Origin of the sequence: Streptomyces incanus, assembly GCF_042656345.1 — a bacterium.
Taxonomy (GTDB): Bacteria; Actinomycetota; Actinomycetes; order Streptomycetales; family Streptomycetaceae; genus Streptomyces; species Streptomyces incanus.
This window is the reverse complement of sequence record NZ_JBHSPC010000012.1, coordinates 126,539-144,216: the sequence shown is the minus strand read 5'-3', so window position 1 is coordinate 144,216 and position 17,678 is coordinate 126,539. Positions and strand designations below refer to the sequence as shown.

The following is a 17,678-nucleotide window of genomic DNA, read 5'->3' as shown; positions in this document are numbered from 1 at the left end:
CGTGACGGTCGACACATGCCGAACGCACCGCGTGGGCAGGGCTTCAGAGCATCCATTGCACCCCTTCTGGAGTGATTCGTCCCGCGCGAATGGCGCATATGTCCCACCGATCGAATCCCGGAGAGATGTCCGCTTCATTCCCCTTCGAGGCCCGCCTGGGGGCTCGTTGGGATAAGCGGGGCGGCAATGGGAAATAGTCGCGGAGGTGTTGTATGGATACGGCACCGGACCGATCGCATTTCATCCGTGGGTGGCGAGTCGAATTACCGTGCGAGGTTGCACCGTTGGCTCCGCGTGGGGCCCGTCCGGCACTCGTCCGTCCTTTCGCGCGGGCGGGCGCGCGCACGCGAGACGTGGCCGATGTGAGGCGGATGATGCGTCATGAGCCGCATAGGGTGGCTCTGTTGGTGGCACGATGCTTCTGGCGGGGTGCGCGGGGATGCGTCGCCCGGACCGGACGAGCGGACCGACCAAGGGTGTGATCAGTTGTGGCCATTTCACTGTCTGTGGTGCTGCTGTTGGCGATCATCCTTGTAGTGCTGATCAGAGGCGGATCCATCAAGGCCGGGCCCGCGATCGTCGCGATCCTCTTCGGTTTCTTCCTCGCCTCCAGCGGCCTGGCCCCGTCGATCACCCGCTTCCTCGACTCGATAGCGGACATGATCAATTCGATCAGCTTCTGAGGACGCGATCAGGGCCGGGCGGAGGAAGGAAACCCCGGCCGGCCCTGAACCGTGTGGAGCGGGCGACGGGAAGCGAACCCGCTTGGCCAGTCCGGAAGATCGCGTAACCGGGCCTTGCCCGACCTGGTGAGACGCTGACCCGGACTGTTTCGATTCGTTGGCTGATGTTCCTTGTTGCTCCCCGTTGCTCCCCGTCCGTTCCTGCTGGATCGGGCGCGCTGGGGGCGCGGGCGGCTCTCTCCCGGCCTTCCCGGGGAGGGGAGGCCGGGGAGGAGGGCCTCGTCGGGTCTAGCCGACGGTCACGCGGTGGTCTGCGGCCGTCGGGCTGATACTGCGCTCACCGCAGAGCCGCAGACCAGGACTGCTGACAGCGCGATCAAGCTGGTCAGAACGTCCTGGATTTGTGCGACGGGGACGTAGACGACCACGATGACGACGAGGACGGCAGCCCGGGGTCGCAGTCGGGGGATTGGAAGTGGGTTCGCCGAGGTCACACTCATAGCAGTACCTCCTGGGTGCCCGCCCGCCGACCGCTGCTCCTGCCGGGAAGCCTGTGCAGCGATGGGTGGGCTTTTACGTGGGACCACTGTGATGTAGGTCTCCCCCCGGCGCGTGGCGAAGTAACGGTGCGTAAGAGTGATCTAACTACTGGTCACGAGGTGCGAGGGTGCGCGAAGTCATGACAGCTGCGAGGTGAACGGCAGGGCTCGCTCGACGGTCCGACCATCGGATGGTTTGTTCGATGCACCATCAAGGGCGCCGGCGTCGTGCACATCCCGGAACGGCCGACCGCGACCGTGCAGGAGGTCTGTGACGTCGCCGACGCGATCCAGCCGCGTTACCGGGCGCTCGTGCTCATGACCGGCTTCCTCGGGCTGCGCTGGGGAGAGCTGATCGGTCTGCACCGCCGTGACCTCGGCCTCGACCACGGCGCCGTGCGCGTTCGCCGGTCGGTCGCGGAACTCGACAACGGACAAAGGGGGGTCAAGGCTCCCAAGAGCGCCGTCGGCAAGAGGACGGTGGGCCCGTCGGGATTCAAGTGGCGCGCTGGTATGTCCCTGGCCTGCGGTGGTCTGGCGAAAACCGCGCCAGTTGTTCACCGACGGGCCCGGTGTCCCTCCCGGCCGTGATCGTCCCGGGCATCCGCGAACATCTGACGCGGTACGCGGAGCCGGGCGCGGACGGACGGGTGTTCGTCGGGGCGAAGGGTGCGACCCCGCGCCGGAACCACCTCAACCGGCTGTGGCGCAATGCGTGCGGCGACGCCGGCGTCAAAGGTCTGCGCTTCCATGATCTTTGGCGCACCGGCAACACGCTCGCCGCGTCGACGGGAGCCGGCACGCGAGGGCTGATGGCGCGCATGGGCCACAGCACTGCCCGCGCCGCGCTGATCCATCGGCACGCCGGCGCCGAACGGGATCGGCTGATCGCCGACGCCGTGTCCGGTCTCGTCAACCAGGGCCGGAAGAAGATTCGAACGGGCGCGGAAGAAGAAGATCGAGAGCCTGAGGGGCACGCGGGGGACGCGGTGGATCGATCGGGACCCCGGAACGCGATCAGGGCCAGGCGGAGGAATGATCCTCTGACCTGGCCCTGAGTCGTATGGAGCGGGCGACGGGAATCGAACCCGCGTAGCTAGTTTGGAAGACTAGGGCTCTACCATTGAGCTACGCCCGCACATCGCGCACCGAACGCCCTGGGGCGTGGTACTGACATGCATCGTAGCGGGTGGTGCGCCCCTGCCGCACACCGCGTGTCCACTCCGGCCCCAGGGTCGCATCACGCCCGGTGGAATGCGGCGGCCCGACCGGGCGGCGGCGTGTACCCTACGTGTCGCACCAGACGGGGTGTGGCGCAGCTTGGTAGCGCGTCCGCTTTGGGAGCGGAAGGCCGTGGGTTCAAATCCCGCCACCCCGACCAGTCACCTGATCACCACCAGTGATCGGCTTTGGGGCGCTGTAGTCGCTGCCGTTACTATGCAAGCTGCACGCCCGTGTGTCTCATCGTCTGAAGTCTCCGGGCTGCGAAACGGCCGGACCGTTCTGGTCCCGGTGGAAATCCAGAAGTCAGCCACAAGGAGACCGAACCGTGAAGAGCGCCGTGGAGACCCTGAACCCGACTCGGGTTCGGCTCACTGTCGAGGTGCCCTTCGAGGAGCTCAAGGACAGCCTCGACGCGGCGTACAAGAAGATCAACCAGCAGGTCACGGTGAAGGGCTTCCGCAAGGGCAAGGTCCCGGCCCGGGTCATCGACCAGCGCTTCGGCCGCGGTGCGGTGCTGGAGGAGGCGGTCAACGACGCGCTCCCGAAGTTCTACACCGAAGCGGTCAACGAGGCCGAGCTGAACCCGCTGGGCCAGCCCGAGGTCGACATCACGGAGCTGAAGGACGGCGAGACGCTGAACTTCACCGCCGAGGTCGACATCCGCCCGACCATCGAGATCCCGGACTACTCCGGCATCGAGGTCGAGGTCGACGCCGTCGAGGTCACCGAGGAGGACGTCGACAAGGCCGTCGAGGAGCTGCGTGAGCGCTTCGCCTCCACCGCCCCGGTCGAGCGTGCCGCCGAGGAGGGCGACGTCGTCACGATCGACCTCGAGGCCAAGGTCGAAGGCGAGGTCCTCGAGGACGGCATCGCCAACGGCGTCTCCTACACCATCGGCTCCGGCGAGCTGCTGGACGGCGTCGACGCCGCGGTGACGGGCCTGTCGGCCGACCAGGAGGCCACCTTCGCCTCCGAGCTGAAGGGCGGCTCCGCGGTCGGCAAGGAGGCCGAGGTCACCGTTAAGGTCACCCAGGTCGCCAAGCGTGAACTGCCCGAGCTGGACGACGAGTTCGCGCAGCTCGCCTCCGAGTTCGACACCCTCGAGGAGCTGCGCGCGGACAGCCGCAAGCGCCTGGAGAACATGAAGCAGTACGACCAGGCCACGCAGGCCCAGGAGCGCGTCCTGGAGAAGCTGCTCGAGCTGGTCGAGGTCCCCGTCCCCGAGAAGCTGCTCGAGGACGAGATCAACACCCGTAAGCACAACCTCGAGCACCACCAGCTCGGCCAGATGGGCCTCGACCTCGAGAAGTACCTCGAGATCCAGGGCAAGACCGCCGAGGAGTTCGACACCGAGACCCGCGAGGCCGCGGTCAAGGGCATCAAGACCCAGTTCGTCCTCGACCAGCTGGTCAACCAGGAGAAGCACAACGTCAACCAGGAGGAGCTCACCGAGCACCTCATGCGGCGCGCGGCCTCCTCCGGTATGTCCCCCGACCAGTTCGCGCAGGCGGTCGTCGAGGGCGGTCAGGTTCCGCTCCTGGTCGGCGAGGTCGCCCGCGGCAAGGCCCTGGCCGCCGTGGTCGAGAAGGCCGTGGTCAAGGACACCAACGGCGAGATCATCGACCTCGACGACGAGGAAGAGGACGAGACCGCCGAGGCCCCCGCCGCGGACGCCGAAGAGGCCCCCGCCGAGGCCAAGGCCGACGACGCCGAGGCCGACGCCAAGGCCGACAAGGCCGAGGAGAAGACCGAGGGCTGAACCTCGCGTCGCCTCTGACGGACGTACGACAGACGGGCCCCGGACATGTGCGCCGGGGCCCGTCTGCCGTGCGGCAGAGCGGCTGTCGTGCGGCAGAGCGGCACACCCAGGGGCGCGGCCGGCCGCCCGCGGCCCGCAGACCCCCACCGGCGGATCCGCCCACGGCGTGAGGACCCGGTGCACCCGGTGGAGCACCCTGCGCTCACAGCGAACACCCCCCGCTGCGGGATTCCCCGAAGGGGCCCGCGCGTTAGGGTCCATGAGTACGAGGGCAGGGGAGTCCGCGAGCACGGCCGGACGGCCCCACGCCCCGGCAGAACACGTGAGACGGCCCGGCGCCGTCGTAAGACGAGCAGGTGGATACGTGACGAATCTGATGCCTTCAGCCGCCGGCGAGCCTTCCATCGGTGGTGGCCTCGGCGACCAGGTCTACAACCGGCTGCTCAACGAGCGGATCATCTTCCTCGGCCAGCCGGTCGACGACGACATCGCCAACAAGATCACCGCACAGCTGCTACTCCTTGCCGCCGATCCGGACAAGGACATCTACCTCTACATCAACAGCCCCGGCGGCTCGATCACCGCCGGCATGGCGATCTACGACACCATGCAGTTCATCAAGAACGACGTGGTGACCATCGCCATGGGCCTCGCGGCCTCGATGGGTCAGTTCCTGCTCAGCGCGGGCACGCCCGGCAAGCGCTTCGCGCTGCCGAACGCCGAGATCCTGATCCACCAGCCCTCCGCCGGCCTGGCCGGCTCGGCCTCGGACATCAAGATCCACGCCGAGCGGCTGCTGCACACCAAGAGGCGCATGGCCGAGCTCACCTCGCAGCACACCGGCCAGTCGGTCGAGCAGGTCACCCGCGACTCGGACCGCGACCGCTGGTTCGACGCCTTCGAGGCCAAGGAGTACGGCCTCATCGACGACGTCATCCCCACGGCCGCGGGCATGCCGGGCGGCGGCGGCACCGGGGCGGCCTGAGCGGCCCACGGGAGCCCCACGGCCCCGTAGGACCCCCGTCGGGACCCGTTCCAGGGCCCGACGGCAGCCCCAGCAGCCCCGGCCGACCGCCTCAGCCCCTTTCCAGGAGACACCGTGAACGACTTCCCCGGCAGCGGCCTGTACGACCGCACCCGTGCCGAGTACACCGGCCCCGCGGCCGAGTCCCGCTACGTCATCCCGCGCTTCGTCGAGCGCACCTCCCAGGGCATCCGCGAGTACGACCCGTACGCGAAGCTCTTCGAGGAGCGCGTGATCTTCCTCGGCGTGCAGATCGACGACGCCTCCGCCAACGACGTCATGGCGCAGCTGCTGTGCCTGGAGTCGATGGACCCCGACCGGGACATCTCCGTCTACATCAACAGCCCCGGCGGCTCCTTCACCGCCCTCACGGCGATCTACGACACCATGCAGTACGTGAAGCCCGACGTGCAGACGGTCTGCATGGGCCAGGCGGCCTCCGCCGCCGCCGTGCTGCTCGCCGCCGGCACCCCCGGCAAGCGCATGGCGCTGCCGAACGCGCGCGTGCTGATCCACCAGCCGTACAGCGAGACCGGCCGCGGCCAGGTGTCCGACCTGGAGATCGCCGCCAACGAGATCCTCCGGATGCGCTCGCAGCTCGAGGACATGCTGGCCAAGCACTCCACCACGCCGGTCGACAAGATCCGCGAGGACATCGAGCGCGACAAGATCCTCACGGCCGAGGACGCGCTGAGCTACGGCCTGATCGACCAGATCATCACCACCCGGAAGATGGACAACTCCAGCCTGCGCTGACGCGTGGGGCCCGGGAGGCTGTATCGTCTGCCGCCCCTTGGCATGGTTCATGACGGTTCGCGTCGAAGCGAACCGTGCCAAGGGGGGCCCGAACGGGGGGCCCGGCAAGGTACCGTCGGACATAAGGCAGCACCAGGAGTCGCTGGACGTTGACGTCCAGGCGGTTCCCAGGCGAAGGGGAAGCACACCGTGGCACGCATCGGTGACGGCGGCGATCTGCTCAAGTGCTCGTTCTGCGGCAAGAGCCAGAAGCAGGTCAAGAAGCTCATCGCAGGGCCCGGTGTGTACATCTGCGACGAGTGCATCGACCTCTGCAACGAGATCATCGAGGAAGAGCTCGCCGAGACCAGTGAGGTCCGCTGGGAGGAACTTCCCAAGCCCCGCGAGATCTACGAGTTCCTCGAGGGATACGTGGTCGGCCAGGAATCGGCCAAGAAGGCCCTCTCCGTCGCCGTGTACAACCACTACAAGCGGGTCCAGGCGGGGGAGAACGGCGGCGCACAGAGCCGCGAGGACGCCATCGAGCTGGCGAAGTCCAACATCCTGCTGCTGGGCCCCACCGGCTCCGGCAAGACCCTCCTCGCCCAGACCCTCGCCCGCATGCTGAACGTCCCGTTCGCGATCGCGGACGCCACCGCCCTCACCGAGGCCGGGTACGTCGGCGAGGACGTCGAGAACATCCTGCTGAAGCTGATCCAGGCCGCCGACTACGACGTCAAGAAGGCCGAGACCGGCATCATCTACATCGACGAGATCGACAAGGTCGCCCGCAAGAGCGAGAACCCGTCGATCACGCGCGACGTCAGCGGCGAGGGCGTCCAGCAGGCCCTGCTGAAGATCCTCGAGGGCACCACCGCGTCCGTCCCGCCGCAGGGCGGCCGCAAGCACCCGCACCAGGAGTTCATCCAGATCGACACGACGAACGTCCTGTTCATCGTGGGCGGTGCCTTCGCGGGCCTGGAGAAGATCATCGAAGGCCGGGCCGGCGCCAAAGGCATCGGTTTCGGCGCGACGATCCGCTCCAAGCGGGAGATCGAGTCCAAGGACCAGTTCGAGCAGGTCATGCCGGAGGACCTGGTCAAGTTCGGCATGATCCCCGAGTTCATCGGCCGGCTCCCGGTCATCACCTCGGTCCACAACCTCGACCGCGAGGCCCTGCTCCAGATCCTGGTCGAGCCGCGCAACGCGCTGGTCAAGCAGTACCAGCGCCTCTTCGAACTCGACGGCGTGGAACTGGACTTCGAGCGCGAGGCCCTCGAAGCCATCGCCGACCAGGCCATCCTGCGCCAGACCGGCGCCCGCGGCCTGCGCGCCATCATGGAGGAAGTCCTCCAGGGCGTCATGTACGAGGTCCCGTCCCGCAAGGACGTCGCCCGCGTGGTCATCACCGCGGACGTGGTCCTCTCCAACGTCAACCCGACCCTGATCCCGCGCGACGCCCGCGGCCGCGGACCGGGCGAGCAGAAGACGGCGTAACGGCGGAGCGGCAACCGCCGTTCCCCCCACAGGTGAAGGGCCCCGGTCGAGCGACCGGGGCCCTTCACGCTTCACGTACCACGCCGGGACGCGCGACGTACTACGCCGGGACGCGCACGTCGTCGCGGAGCTTCGTGGTGATGTCCGCGGCGGCGTCCTTGGTGATGTCCTTGGTGTTGTCACCGGGGGAGACGACGACGACCGTGCTGTAGTCGGCCCAGATGCAGAACCAGTTGGTGGTCGGCTTCTTGGTGAGGTTGTTGTTGCCCTTGCCCGCCTGGCACTTCATGACCGCACCGTCGAGGTCGACCGCCTCGGGCTCGCCCACCAGCTCGGTCATGAGCTCGTTGGACGAGTTCTCCTTGGTCTCCTTCTTGATGTTGGCGAAGAGCTTGTCCACGGCCGCCTCGGGGTCCTCGACCTCGCCGTAGGCGCCGAGGAACGTCACGCCCTTCGCCTTGAGCAGCTCTTCCTTGCCGGGGATGTCGGCCGGGTCGGGGTCCGTGGGGTCGTACCTGCTGAAGTCGGCCGTCGAGTACTGGGCGCCCACCGACTTGCCGTTCTTCACACCGCCCTTGGCCAGGTCCTTGGTGGTACTGGAACTCGCGTCCTCGCCGGCCTCACCGACCCGCGTGTACTCGCCCATCACCTTCTCCGGCGCCGACAGCTTGTGCGGCCCGTCGTCCTTCAGATCGCCCGCGCCGCCGCCCCCGCCGATCACGAAGTACACGCCGACACCGATCGCCGCCACGACCGCCACCGTGCCGATGATCCAGCCGGCCTTCTTGGCGCTGCCGCCCGGCGGCGGGGGCTGGGGCGCGCCGTACGGGGCCTGGCCGTACGGGGGCTGGCCGTACGGGGGCTGCTGCGGCGGGACACCCTGGCCGGGCTGCGGCGGGTAGCCGTACCCGGGCTGGCCGGGCGGCGGAGCCTGCTGGGGGTAGCCGTAGCCGGGCTGCGGAGCCTGCGGCTGCTGGCCGTAGGGACCCGGCTGACCGTACGGTCCGGGCTGCTGGGGCTGCCCGTCGTACGGGCCCGGCTGGTTGTAGCTCATCGTCTGGGTTCCCCTCCAGATGCTTATGTGTCGTTGACATCCTGTCTCAGCAGTGGCGTGATCAGGCCATCGGGGGGTGCACCGTTACAAACGAATCGCGTTTCGGGACTGGGCCGTGACACCTCTAAACTGAGGCTCGTGACCGAGAACTCTCAGCAGCCGCAGCCGCCCACCTCCGAACTGCCGACCCAGTACGCGCCGGCCGATGTAGAGGGGCCGCTGTACGAGCGCTGGGTGGAGCGGGGCTACTTCGAGGCGGACGCGAAGAGCGACAAGCCCCCGTACACCGTCGTCATCCCTCCGCCGAACGTCACGGGCAGCCTGCACCTCGGCCACGCCTTCGAGCACACCCTCATCGACGCCCTGACCCGCCGCAAGCGCATGCAGGGGTACGAGACGCTGTGGCAGCCCGGCATGGACCACGCCGGCATCGCCACGCAGAACGTCGTCGAGCGGGAACTCGGCAAGGAGGGCAAGTCCCGGCACGACCTCGGCCGGGAGGCCTTCGTCGAGCGGGTCTGGCAGTGGAAGGGCGAGTCCGGCGGCCAGATCTCCGGGCAGATGCGCCGCCTCGGCGACGGTGTCGCCTGGTCCCGCGAGCGCTTCACGATGGACGAGGGGCTGTCCCAGGCCGTCCAGACCATCTTCAAGCGGCTCTACGACGACGAGCTGATCTACCGCGCCGAGCGCATCATCAACTGGTGCCCGCGCTGCCTGACCGCCATCTCGGACATCGAGGTCGAGTACCAGGACGACGACGGCGAACTCGTCTCCATGAAGTACGGCGACGGGGACGACACCATCGTCGTCGCCACCACCCGCGCCGAGACGATGCTCGGCGACACGGCCGTCGCCGTCCACCCCGAGGACGAGCGGTACAGGCACCTGATCGGCAAGCTCATCAAGCTGCCGCTGACCGATCGCTCCATCCCGGTCGTCGCCGACGAGCACGTCGACCCCGAGTTCGGCACCGGCGCCGTCAAGGTGACCCCGGCCCACGACCCGAACGACTTCGAGATCGGCCGCCGCCACGACCTGCCGTTCCTCACCGTGATGGACGAGCACGCCGTCATCACCGTCCACGGCCCCTTCCAGGGCCTGGACCGGCTCGAGGCCCGCTCCGCCATCGTCGCCGCGCTGCGCGCCGAGGGCCGGATCGTCGCCGAGAAGCGGCCCTACGTCCACAGCGTCGGCCACTGCTCGCGCTGCAAGACCACCGTCGAGCCGCGGCTGTCCATGCAGTGGTGGGTCAAGGTCGGCCCGCTGGCGAAGGCCGCCGGTGACGCCGTCCGCGACGGCAGGGTCACGATCCACCCGCAGGAGATGGAGAAGCGGTACTTCGACTGGGTCGACAACCTCCACGACTGGTGCATCTCCCGGCAGCTGTGGTGGGGTCACCGGATTCCCGTCTGGTACGGCCCGGACGGCGAGGTCGTCTGCGTCGGTCCCGACGACGAGGCCCCGACCGGTGAGGGCTGGCACCAGGACACCGACGTCCTCGACACCTGGTTCTCCTCCGGCCTGTGGCCCTTCTCGACGCTCGGCTGGCCCGAACAGACCGAATCGCTCGCGAAGTTCTACCCGAACTCCGTCCTGGTCACCGGCTACGACATCCTCTTCTTCTGGGTCGCCCGGATGATGATGTTCGGCCTGTACGCGATGGACGGCACCCCGCCGTTCCACACCATCGCCCTGCACGGCATGGTCCGCGACCAGTTCGGCAAGAAGATGTCGAAGTCCTTCGGCAACGCGGTCAACCCGCTGGACTGGATGGACAAGTACGGCAGCGACGCCCTCCGCTTCACCCTCGCGCGCGGCGCCAACCCCGGTGTCGACGTGCCGATCGGCGAGGACTGGGTCCAGGGCTCCCGCAACTTCGCCAACAAGATCTGGAACGCGACCCGCTTCGCCCTGATGAACGGCGCGACGGTGGACGGCCCGCTGCCCAACGCGTCGACGATGTCGTCCACCGACCGCTGGATCCTCTCCCGGCTCAACTCGGTCGTCGCCGAGGTCGACGCGTACTACGAGGACTTCCAGTTCGCCAAGCTGTCCGACGCCCTGTTCCACTTCGCGTGGGACGAGGTCTTCGACTGGTACGTCGAGCTGTCCAAGACGACGTTCCAGGCGGGCGGTGAACCGGCCGAGGTCAGCAAGCGGGTCCTCGGTGAGGTCCTGGACGTCACGCTGCGGCTGCTGCACCCGGTGGTCCCGTTCGTCACCGAGACGCTGTGGACGACGCTGACCGGCGGCGAGTCGGTCGTCATCGCCGACTGGCCCGAGGACAGTGCCTTCCGGGACGCCGGTGCCGAGCGGGAGATCGAGACCCTCCAGTCCGTCATCACCGAGGTCCGCCGCTTCCGCGCCGACCAGGGCCTGCAGCCCGGCCAGCGGGTCCCCGCCCGGCTCTCCCTCGACGGCTCGGCGCTCGCCCCGCACGAGGCGGCGATCCGCCAGCTGCTGCGCCTCCAGCCGGAGGGCGACGCGTTCACCGCGACGGCGACCCTGCCGGTGGCGGGCGTCGAGGTCGCCCTGGACCTGTCCGGGGTGATCGACTTCGAGGCGGAGCGCAAGCGCCTCACCAAGGACCTCGAGGCCGCGCAGAAGGAGCGCCGGCAGGCGGAGGCCAAGCTGGGCAACGAGGCGTTCCTGGCGAAGGCGCCCGACCACGTGGTCGACAAGATCCGCACGCGCCTCGCCAAGGCGGACGAGGACCTCGCCCGCATCGGGGCCCAGCTGGAGCGGCTCCCGAAGGCGTAGGGCCTCTGGTGCGGATCAGGCCGGCCCCCCGCGGGGGCCGGCCTGATCCGCACCGCCCCGTCCAGCGTCTCGCCGCGTTGTCGTCGGTCCAGGGGGCTCCTTCCCCGAGCTCTCGGTTCCTCCCCGGCTGCTGGGAGGCGCCACCGGAGGCGGGGAGAGCCCACTGGGCTCTCCCCGCCGGCTCGCGGCTCTCCCCGCCGGCTCGCGGCTCTCCCCGCCGGCTCGCGGCTCTCCCCGCCGGCTCGCGGCTCTCCCCGCCGGCTCGCGGCTCTCCCCGCCGGCTCGCGGCGCTCACCCACTGCCTCGCGGCGCTCACCCACTGCCTGAAGGGCGTGGGCGGCGCCCCCAGCACCGGACCCCCTCCCCGATCCGGCCCGATCCCAGCGAAAGACCCCGGCCCCGGGCCTCCCCACCTCCTCGAAAGCCCCCGGAGCCCGAGCGGTTCCGGGGGCTTTCGGCTGCCGTGAGGTGGATGCGGGCGGATACGTAGACTGGCCCCGTGAGCGACCTCCCCCCGAACGGCAACCACGACGACCACGACGACCGGCCGGACCCTCTCTACCCTCTCGACTCCTTCGAGGAGATCATCGAGGCGGAGACGCACCGGGACCCCGACCTCGCGGTGATCGAAGCCGGCAGCCGCACCCTGCGCACGCAGGGCGGCCCGCCCGAGTCCGACATCCCCGCGCGGCCGGAGGACCCCGAGGTCGCCCAGGCGCTGCGGGGGGTCGAGGGGGAACTGGCGACCCGCTGGGGCGAGACCAAGCTGGAGCCGTCCCTGAGCCGGATCGCCGCGCTGATGGACGTCCTGGGCGAGCCGCAGCGCGCGTACCCGTCGATCCACATCACCGGAACCAACGGCAAGACGTCCACCGCCCGCATGATCGAGGCCCTCCTCGGCGCCTTCGAACTGCGCACCGGGCGCTACACCTCGCCGCACGTCCAGTCGGTCACCGAGCGGATCAGCCTCGACGGCGCGCCGGTCTCCGCCGAGCGGTTCGTGGAGACGTACCGGGACATCGCGCCGTACGTCGAGATGGTCGACGCGCAGCAGGAGCACCGGCTGTCCTTCTTCGAGGTGCTCACCGGCATGGCGTACGCGGCCTTCGCCGACGCGCCGGTGGACGTCGCCGTGGTCGAGGTCGGCATGGGTGGCAGCTGGGACGCCACCAATGTGATCGATGGCAGCGTCGCCGTGGTGATGCCGATCGACCTCGACCACACCGACCGGCTCGGCACCACGCCCGCCGAGATCGCCACCGAGAAGGCCGGCATCATCAAGCCGGACGCGACGGTGATCATGGCCCAGCAGCCGGTCGACGCGGCCCAGGTGCTGCTGAGGAAGGCCGTCGGGGCCGACGCGACCGTGGCCCGGGAAGGGCTGGAGTTCGGCGTCGTCGCCCGGCAGGTCGCCGTCGGCGGCCAGCAGGTGACCCTGCGCGGCCTCGGCGGCGAGTACCCCGAGGTGTATCTGCCGCTGCACGGCGCCCACCAGGCGCACAACGCCGCCGTGGCGCTCGCCGCCGTGGAGGCGTTCTTCGGCGTCGGCGCCCAGCGCGCCGAGCCGCTGGACATCGACACCGTCCGCAAGGCCTTCGCCGCCGTCGCCTCACCGGGCCGGCTGGAGGTCGTACGCCGGTCGCCCACCGTCGTGCTGGACGCCGCCCACAACCCTGCGGGCGCGCGGGCCGCGGCCGGGGCGATCGGGGAGGCGTTCCAGTTCAGCCGGCTCATCGGCGTGGTCGGCGCGAGCGGCGACAAGAACGTGCGCGGGCTGCTGGAGGCCTTCGAGCCGGTCTTCGCCGAGGTCGTCGTCACGCAGAACTCCAGCCACCGCGCGATGGACGCCGACGAACTGGCGGGGATCGCCGTCGAGGTGTTCGGCGAGGACCGCGTCCAGGTCGAACCCCGGCTGCCCGACGCGCTGGAGGCGGCGATCACGCTCGCCGAGGAGGAGGGCGAGTTCACCGGCGCCGGTGTGCTCGTCACCGGTTCCGTCATCACCGTCGGCGAGGCCCGACTGCTTCTGGGGAAGGGCTGAGACACCGTGCGTACACTCTGCGCGTCGACCCTGATCAGCGAGTTCTTCGTCATCGGTTTCGCCGGACTGGTCGCGATGAAGGACCCGGACCTGGCGGTCGGCACCGTGTGGACGGTCTGCGGCATCGCCATGTTCCTGTCCGTGGCACTGTGCGGGGTGATCACCCGGCCCGGGGGCGTCGCCCTCGGCTGGGCCCTGCAGATCGCCCTGCTCGCCTCCGGCGTCTTCGTCCCGATGATGTTCATCCTGGGCGCGCTCTTCGCCGTGCTGTGGTGGGCCTCGGTGCACTACGGGCGGAAGATCGACGAGGCGAAGGCCCGGTTCGCCGCCCGAGCCGGGCAGTCTGACGCTGCGTGACAGGCCCTGAGTCCTGCCCGGTAACCTTCACACCACCCCGTACCACCCTTGAAACATCCCGTACCACCCTTGAAACATAAGGAGCTCCGCCGTGACCCAGCGCACCCTCGTCCTCCTCAAGCCCGACGCCGTCCGTCGTGGCCTGACCGGCGAGATCATCAGCCGCATCGAGCGCAAGGCCGGCTGGAAGCTCACCGCGCTGGAGCAGCGGACCCTGGACCGTGCCACTCTGGAGCAGCACTACGCGGAGCACGTCGGCCGCCCGTTCTACGAGCCGCTGATGGAGTTCATGGTCTCCGGCCCGGTCGTGGTGATGATCGTCGAGGGTGAGCGGGTCATCGAGGGCGTGCGCCAACTGGCCGGCCCGACCGACCCGGTCGCCGCGGCCCCGGGGTCGATCCGCGGGGACTTCGGTGTCATCGTCCGGGAGAACCTGATCCACGCCTCGGACTCCGAGGAGTCCGCCGAGCGCGAGGTGAAGATCTTCTTCCCGGACCGCGCCTGACGGCCGCGGGCAACACCGTTCGTGTCGGCCGCGTGTGACGGCCCCGCGGGTGTCGGCCGTGTCCGTCGATCGACGGTGTGCGTGACGGCCGTGCGTGTCGCTCGCCCGTGTAGGCCCATGTGGCGTAACCGCCGGGCATAACGAGTGCGTACGACGGTTGTGTACGACACGCGTACGGCAAGCGGTGCGAGGGCCGTGCGCGACGAGCACCCGCCGAGGCCGTGCATAACAATCGCATAGCGGCCGTGGGCTGCGGTTTTGGCCGCCTGGCGACGGTCTGGGGGCTTTGCCCCCAGACCTTTTTGACATACGAGCGGCGTTCGGGGGAACGAGTGCCCCCGATGGCCCGTCTCCACAAGCAACGGGACCCGCCATCTGATGACAATGGCGAAGACCCTCGCGCCGTGTTCGCGAAGGCGCGTCTACGATGGAAGCCTTCGCGTCACCGCACCCACCTCGCCTACCTGAAAAGCCCTCAAAAGCCAGTGGGAAGGCCAGACGAATCCTCATGGGGAACTCTATGTCGTTCATCGGCCGTGACATGGCTGTCGACCTCGGGACCGCCAACACGCTGGTGTACGTCAGGGGTCGCGGAATCGTACTCAATGAGCCGTCCGTCGTCGCGATCAACACCAATACGGGTGGCATCCTCGCGGTCGGGTCCGAGGCGAAGAAGATGATCGGGCGCACCCCCGGCAACATCGTTGCCGTCCGTCCGCTGAAGGACGGCGTCATCGCCGACTTCGAGATCACCGAGCGGATGCTCCGCTACTTCATCCTGAAGATCCACAAGCGGCGTCATCTGGCCCGCCCGCGGGTCGTCGTCTGCGTCCCCTCCGGCATCACGGGTGTGGAGCGCCGTGCCGTCATCGAGGCGTCGTCCCAGGCCGGCGCCCGCCAGGTGCACATCATCGAGGAGCCCATGGCCGCGGCGATCGGCTCCGGCCTGCCGGTCCACGAGGCCACGGGCAACATGGTGGTGGACATCGGCGGCGGCACCACGGAGGTCGCGGTCATCTCCCTCGGCGGCATCGTCACCGCCCAGTCCATCCGGGTCGCGGGCGACGAACTGGACAACGCGATCATCCAGTACGTCAAGAAGGAGTACTCCCTTCTGCTGGGTGAGCGTTCGGCCGAGCAGATCAAGATCACCATCGGTTCGGCGTACGACCTCGACTCCGACGAACACACCGAGATCCGCGGCCGGGACCTTGTCTCCGGGCTGCCCAAAACCGTGGTCATCTCCGCCGGCGAAGTCCGCAAGGCGATCGAGGAGCCCGTCAACTCGATCGTGGACGCCGTCAAGACCACCCTCGACAAGTGCCCGCCGGAACTGTCCGGCGACATCATGGACCGGGGCATCGTGCTGACCGGTGGCGGCGCTCTGCTGCGCGGTCTGGACGAGCGGCTGCGCCGGGAGACGGGCATGCCCATCCATATCGCCGAGGACCCGCTGGACAGCGTGGCGCTCGGTTCCGGAAAGTGCGTCGAGGAGTTCGAAGCGCTCCAGAAGGTGCTGGACGCCCAGCCGCGCAGATGACACAGCTCTTCGATTCCGCCGTACGGGACGATCTCCTCTCGTACGGCGGATCGTTGATATAGAGGCATGAGCTCCATCCATACTTTCCGGCAGTTCCCCAAGACCCCCGAACGTTCCCGACCACTCCCGCTCCTGACGACTACTGACGACTCCCGTTCTCGCTACCCGTTTCGACGAGGAAGGCACGGCCGCCGCACGTGAGGGACACACGAGAGAGCCGGCTGCTCCTGGTGCTGCTGATCACCACCGCTTTCGCACTGATCACGGTGGACATCCGCGGCGGAGAGGATTCACCGGTCGACGGTGCCCGGCAGGCCGCGGCCACGGTCTTCGGCCCGATCGAGAACGGAGTGTCCGGCGCGGTCGACCCGATCGGCAACGCGGTCGCCGCGGTCCGTGACTCCGGCGACCGGCACGACCGGCTCGCCGCACTCGAGCGGGAGAACGCCGCGCTCAAGGCCGAACTCGGCAGCGACGACCGCAACCGCAGCAGAACCAAGCAGCTCGACAAGGTGCTGAAGGTCGCCGGCCAGGGCCAGTACGGCATCAAGGGCGCCCAGGTCATCGCCATAGGAGCGGCCCAGGGCTTCTCCTGGACCATCACCATCGACGTCGGCGCCAACGACGGCATCGAGCGCGACATGACCGTCCTCAACGGCGACGGACTCGTCGGCCGGATCACCACCGTCGGCCCGCACACCGCCACCGTGCTGCTCGCCAACGACCCCGACTTCACCGTGGGCACCCGCATGGAGGCCGGCGACGAACTCGGCTTCGCCTCCGGCCAGGGCGACCGGCTCCTGCGCGTCGAACTCCTCAACGGCAAGGCCGAGATCAAGAAGGGCGACCGGCTGGTCACCTTCGGCTCCCAGGCCGACAAGCCGTTCGTGCCCGGCGTCCCCGTCGGCACCGTCTCCCGCGTCGACCCCTCCGGCGGCGACCTCACCCGCACCCTCTACGTCACGCCGTTCGTCAGCTTCAGCAAGCTCGACATCGTCGGCGTCGTCGTCCAGGCCCCGAAGAAGGATCCGCGCGACACGGTGCTGCCCGAGAAGCCGAAACCGACGCCCACCCCGACCGTCACGGTGACCGTCACCCCGTCCGCCCCTGCCGACGGCCAGCGCCAGCAAGAGCAGTAGGAGCTGTCACCCCATGCGCGTCAACCGGATCCTGCTCTCCAGCTCGCTGATCGTCGTCGCCCTGGTGATCCAGGTGAGCGTCCTCGCCCGCCTCCACCTCCCGGGCGCTGTCCCCGACCTGCTCCTCCTCACCGTCCTCGGCCTCGCCCTGGTCTACGGTCATGTCGGCGGCTCCCTCGTCGGCTTCGGTGCCGGGCTCCTCGCCGACCTCGCACCGCCCGCCGACCACGCCGCCGGCCGCTACGCCCTCGTGCTGTGCGTCATCGGCTACCTCGCCGGGCTGGTCAAGCCCGAGTCCGGCCAGGTGAGATCGGTGACCGGCCCCATGGCCGTGGTGGTCGCCGCCGCGGTCGGTTCCACCCTGCTCTACGCCGGCGTCGGTGCCCTCGTCGGTGACACCGCCGCCCGCCATGTCGGCCTCGGCGGACTGCTCTTCAGCGCCGCCCTGTACGACCTGCTGCTCGCCCCGTTCGTCGTCCCCGGTGTCATGGCCCTGGCCCGCCGCGCGGAGAACGATCCGCTCGCCGAGAACAGCTCCGCCAAGTCCGCAGATGTCGCCTCCGGCTGGAGCTCCGGCGGCACCGGGCTGCGCATCGGCGCCCAGCGGGGCCTTCGCGCGAAGGCGGCGCGGGCACGGGTGGCCCGCGCGGGCCGCATCAAAGGGGTGAAGCGCCTTTGACCTCGCGGGACTTCAGCGGACAGGATTTCACCGGAAAGGGTGAACGGCGGCGGAACCCCGCCGGGCGGCCCCGCCGTTCATCACTCGTACACGCGGCACTCGCACGCCCAGCGGCCGCACGCCCAGCAGTCGTACACGCACC

15 protein-coding genes and 2 tRNA genes are annotated in these 17,678 nt (G+C 69.1%); 14 read left to right on the top strand and 3 right to left on the bottom strand.

Annotation, left to right across the window (positions count from 1 at the left end; translation table 11 throughout):
* The first annotated feature begins 488 nt into the window (after window positions 1-488).
* Entirely contained in the window at window positions 489-683 is a 195-nt protein-coding gene (locus ACFP2V_RS04135) for a hypothetical protein (RefSeq protein WP_381205488.1), read from the top strand.
* A gap of 677 nt (window positions 684-1,360) precedes the next feature.
* On the opposite strand, the gene ACFP2V_RS04130 is transcribed toward ACFP2V_RS04135, so the two are convergent.
* Window positions 1,361-1,660: a hypothetical protein gene (locus tag ACFP2V_RS04130; protein WP_381205485.1), complete on the bottom strand. Its 300-nt coding sequence runs from the start codon at window positions 1,658-1,660 to the stop codon at window positions 1,361-1,363.
* A gap of 149 nt (window positions 1,661-1,809) precedes the next feature.
* On the opposite strand from ACFP2V_RS04130, the gene ACFP2V_RS04125 reads away from it, so the two are divergent.
* The gene (locus ACFP2V_RS04125; RefSeq protein ID WP_381205482.1) at window positions 1,810-2,280 is read left to right on the top strand and encodes an integrase; all 471 of its coding nucleotides are present in this window, start codon (window positions 1,810-1,812) and stop codon (window positions 2,278-2,280) included.
* 6 nt (window positions 2,281-2,286) lie between these two features.
* Here the strand turns inward: ACFP2V_RS04125 and ACFP2V_RS04120 are convergent.
* Window positions 2,287-2,360: transfer RNA gene (locus ACFP2V_RS04120), tRNA-Gly, on the bottom strand.
* Between the two features lie 166 nt (window positions 2,361-2,526).
* On the opposite strand from ACFP2V_RS04120, the gene ACFP2V_RS04115 reads away from it, so the two are divergent.
* The 5 genes from ACFP2V_RS04115 to clpX all read left to right on the top strand — a co-directional run bounded on the left by ACFP2V_RS04115 (window position 2,527) and on the right by clpX (window position 7,461).
* Window positions 2,527-2,603 (top strand) — tRNA-Pro (locus ACFP2V_RS04115).
* Window positions 2,604-2,771: 168 nt separating this feature from the next.
* Window positions 2,772-4,205, top strand: coding sequence for a trigger factor (gene tig / locus ACFP2V_RS04110; RefSeq protein ID WP_381205479.1), 1,434 nt, complete (start codon window positions 2,772-2,774; stop codon window positions 4,203-4,205).
* A 376-nt stretch (window positions 4,206-4,581) separates the two neighbouring features.
* A complete protein-coding gene (locus tag ACFP2V_RS04105; RefSeq protein WP_381205590.1) occupies window positions 4,582-5,190 on the top strand; it encodes an ATP-dependent Clp protease proteolytic subunit in 609 nt (202 codons plus the stop codon).
* A gap of 114 nt (window positions 5,191-5,304) precedes the next feature.
* Window positions 5,305-5,985: an ATP-dependent Clp protease proteolytic subunit gene (locus ACFP2V_RS04100; protein ID WP_381205476.1), complete on the top strand. Its 681-nt coding sequence runs from the start codon at window positions 5,305-5,307 to the stop codon at window positions 5,983-5,985.
* 189 nt (window positions 5,986-6,174) lie between these two features.
* Window positions 6,175-7,461: an ATP-dependent Clp protease ATP-binding subunit ClpX gene (gene clpX, locus ACFP2V_RS04095; RefSeq protein WP_055570715.1), complete on the top strand. Its 1,287-nt coding sequence runs from the start codon at window positions 6,175-6,177 to the stop codon at window positions 7,459-7,461.
* Between the two features lie 100 nt (window positions 7,462-7,561).
* Here the strand turns inward: clpX and ACFP2V_RS04090 are convergent, their stop codons facing one another.
* A complete protein-coding gene (locus ACFP2V_RS04090; RefSeq protein ID WP_381205471.1) occupies window positions 7,562-8,515 on the bottom strand; it encodes a hypothetical protein in 954 nt (317 codons plus the stop codon).
* 138 nt (window positions 8,516-8,653) lie between these two features.
* Here ACFP2V_RS04090 and ACFP2V_RS04085 point away from each other — a divergent pair, with 138 nt between their 5' ends.
* The 7 genes from ACFP2V_RS04085 (at window position 8,654) to mreD (ending at window position 17,536) form a co-directional block, all read left to right on the top strand.
* Window positions 8,654-11,275: a valine--tRNA ligase gene (locus ACFP2V_RS04085; protein WP_381205468.1), complete on the top strand. Its 2,622-nt coding sequence runs from the start codon at window positions 8,654-8,656 to the stop codon at window positions 11,273-11,275.
* Between the two features lie 499 nt (window positions 11,276-11,774).
* Window positions 11,775-13,316 carry a bifunctional tetrahydrofolate synthase/dihydrofolate synthase gene (gene folC, locus ACFP2V_RS04080; RefSeq protein ID WP_381205465.1) on the top strand — a complete coding sequence of 514 codons (1,542 nt, stop codon included), beginning with the start codon at window positions 11,775-11,777 and terminating at the stop codon, window positions 13,314-13,316.
* A gap of 6 nt (window positions 13,317-13,322) precedes the next feature.
* The gene (locus tag ACFP2V_RS04075) at window positions 13,323-13,673 is read left to right on the top strand and encodes a DUF4233 domain-containing protein (protein WP_381205462.1); all 351 of its coding nucleotides are present in this window, start codon (window positions 13,323-13,325) and stop codon (window positions 13,671-13,673) included.
* A gap of 91 nt (window positions 13,674-13,764) precedes the next feature.
* Window positions 13,765-14,178, top strand: coding sequence for a nucleoside-diphosphate kinase (ndk, locus tag ACFP2V_RS04070; RefSeq protein WP_381205459.1), 414 nt, complete (start codon window positions 13,765-13,767; stop codon window positions 14,176-14,178).
* Window positions 14,179-14,698: 520 nt separating this feature from the next.
* Window positions 14,699-15,718: a rod shape-determining protein gene (locus ACFP2V_RS04065; protein WP_381205456.1), complete on the top strand. Its 1,020-nt coding sequence runs from the start codon at window positions 14,699-14,701 to the stop codon at window positions 15,716-15,718.
* Window positions 15,719-15,915: 197 nt separating this feature from the next.
* Entirely contained in the window at window positions 15,916-16,857 is a 942-nt protein-coding gene (gene mreC, locus ACFP2V_RS04060; RefSeq protein ID WP_381205453.1) for a rod shape-determining protein MreC, read from the top strand.
* A 13-nt stretch (window positions 16,858-16,870) separates the two neighbouring features.
* Complete coding sequence (mreD, locus tag ACFP2V_RS04055) at window positions 16,871-17,536, top strand: rod shape-determining protein MreD (RefSeq protein ID WP_381205449.1); 666 nt, start codon at window positions 16,871-16,873, stop codon at window positions 17,534-17,536.
* Window positions 17,537-17,678: the final 142 nt, after the last annotated feature.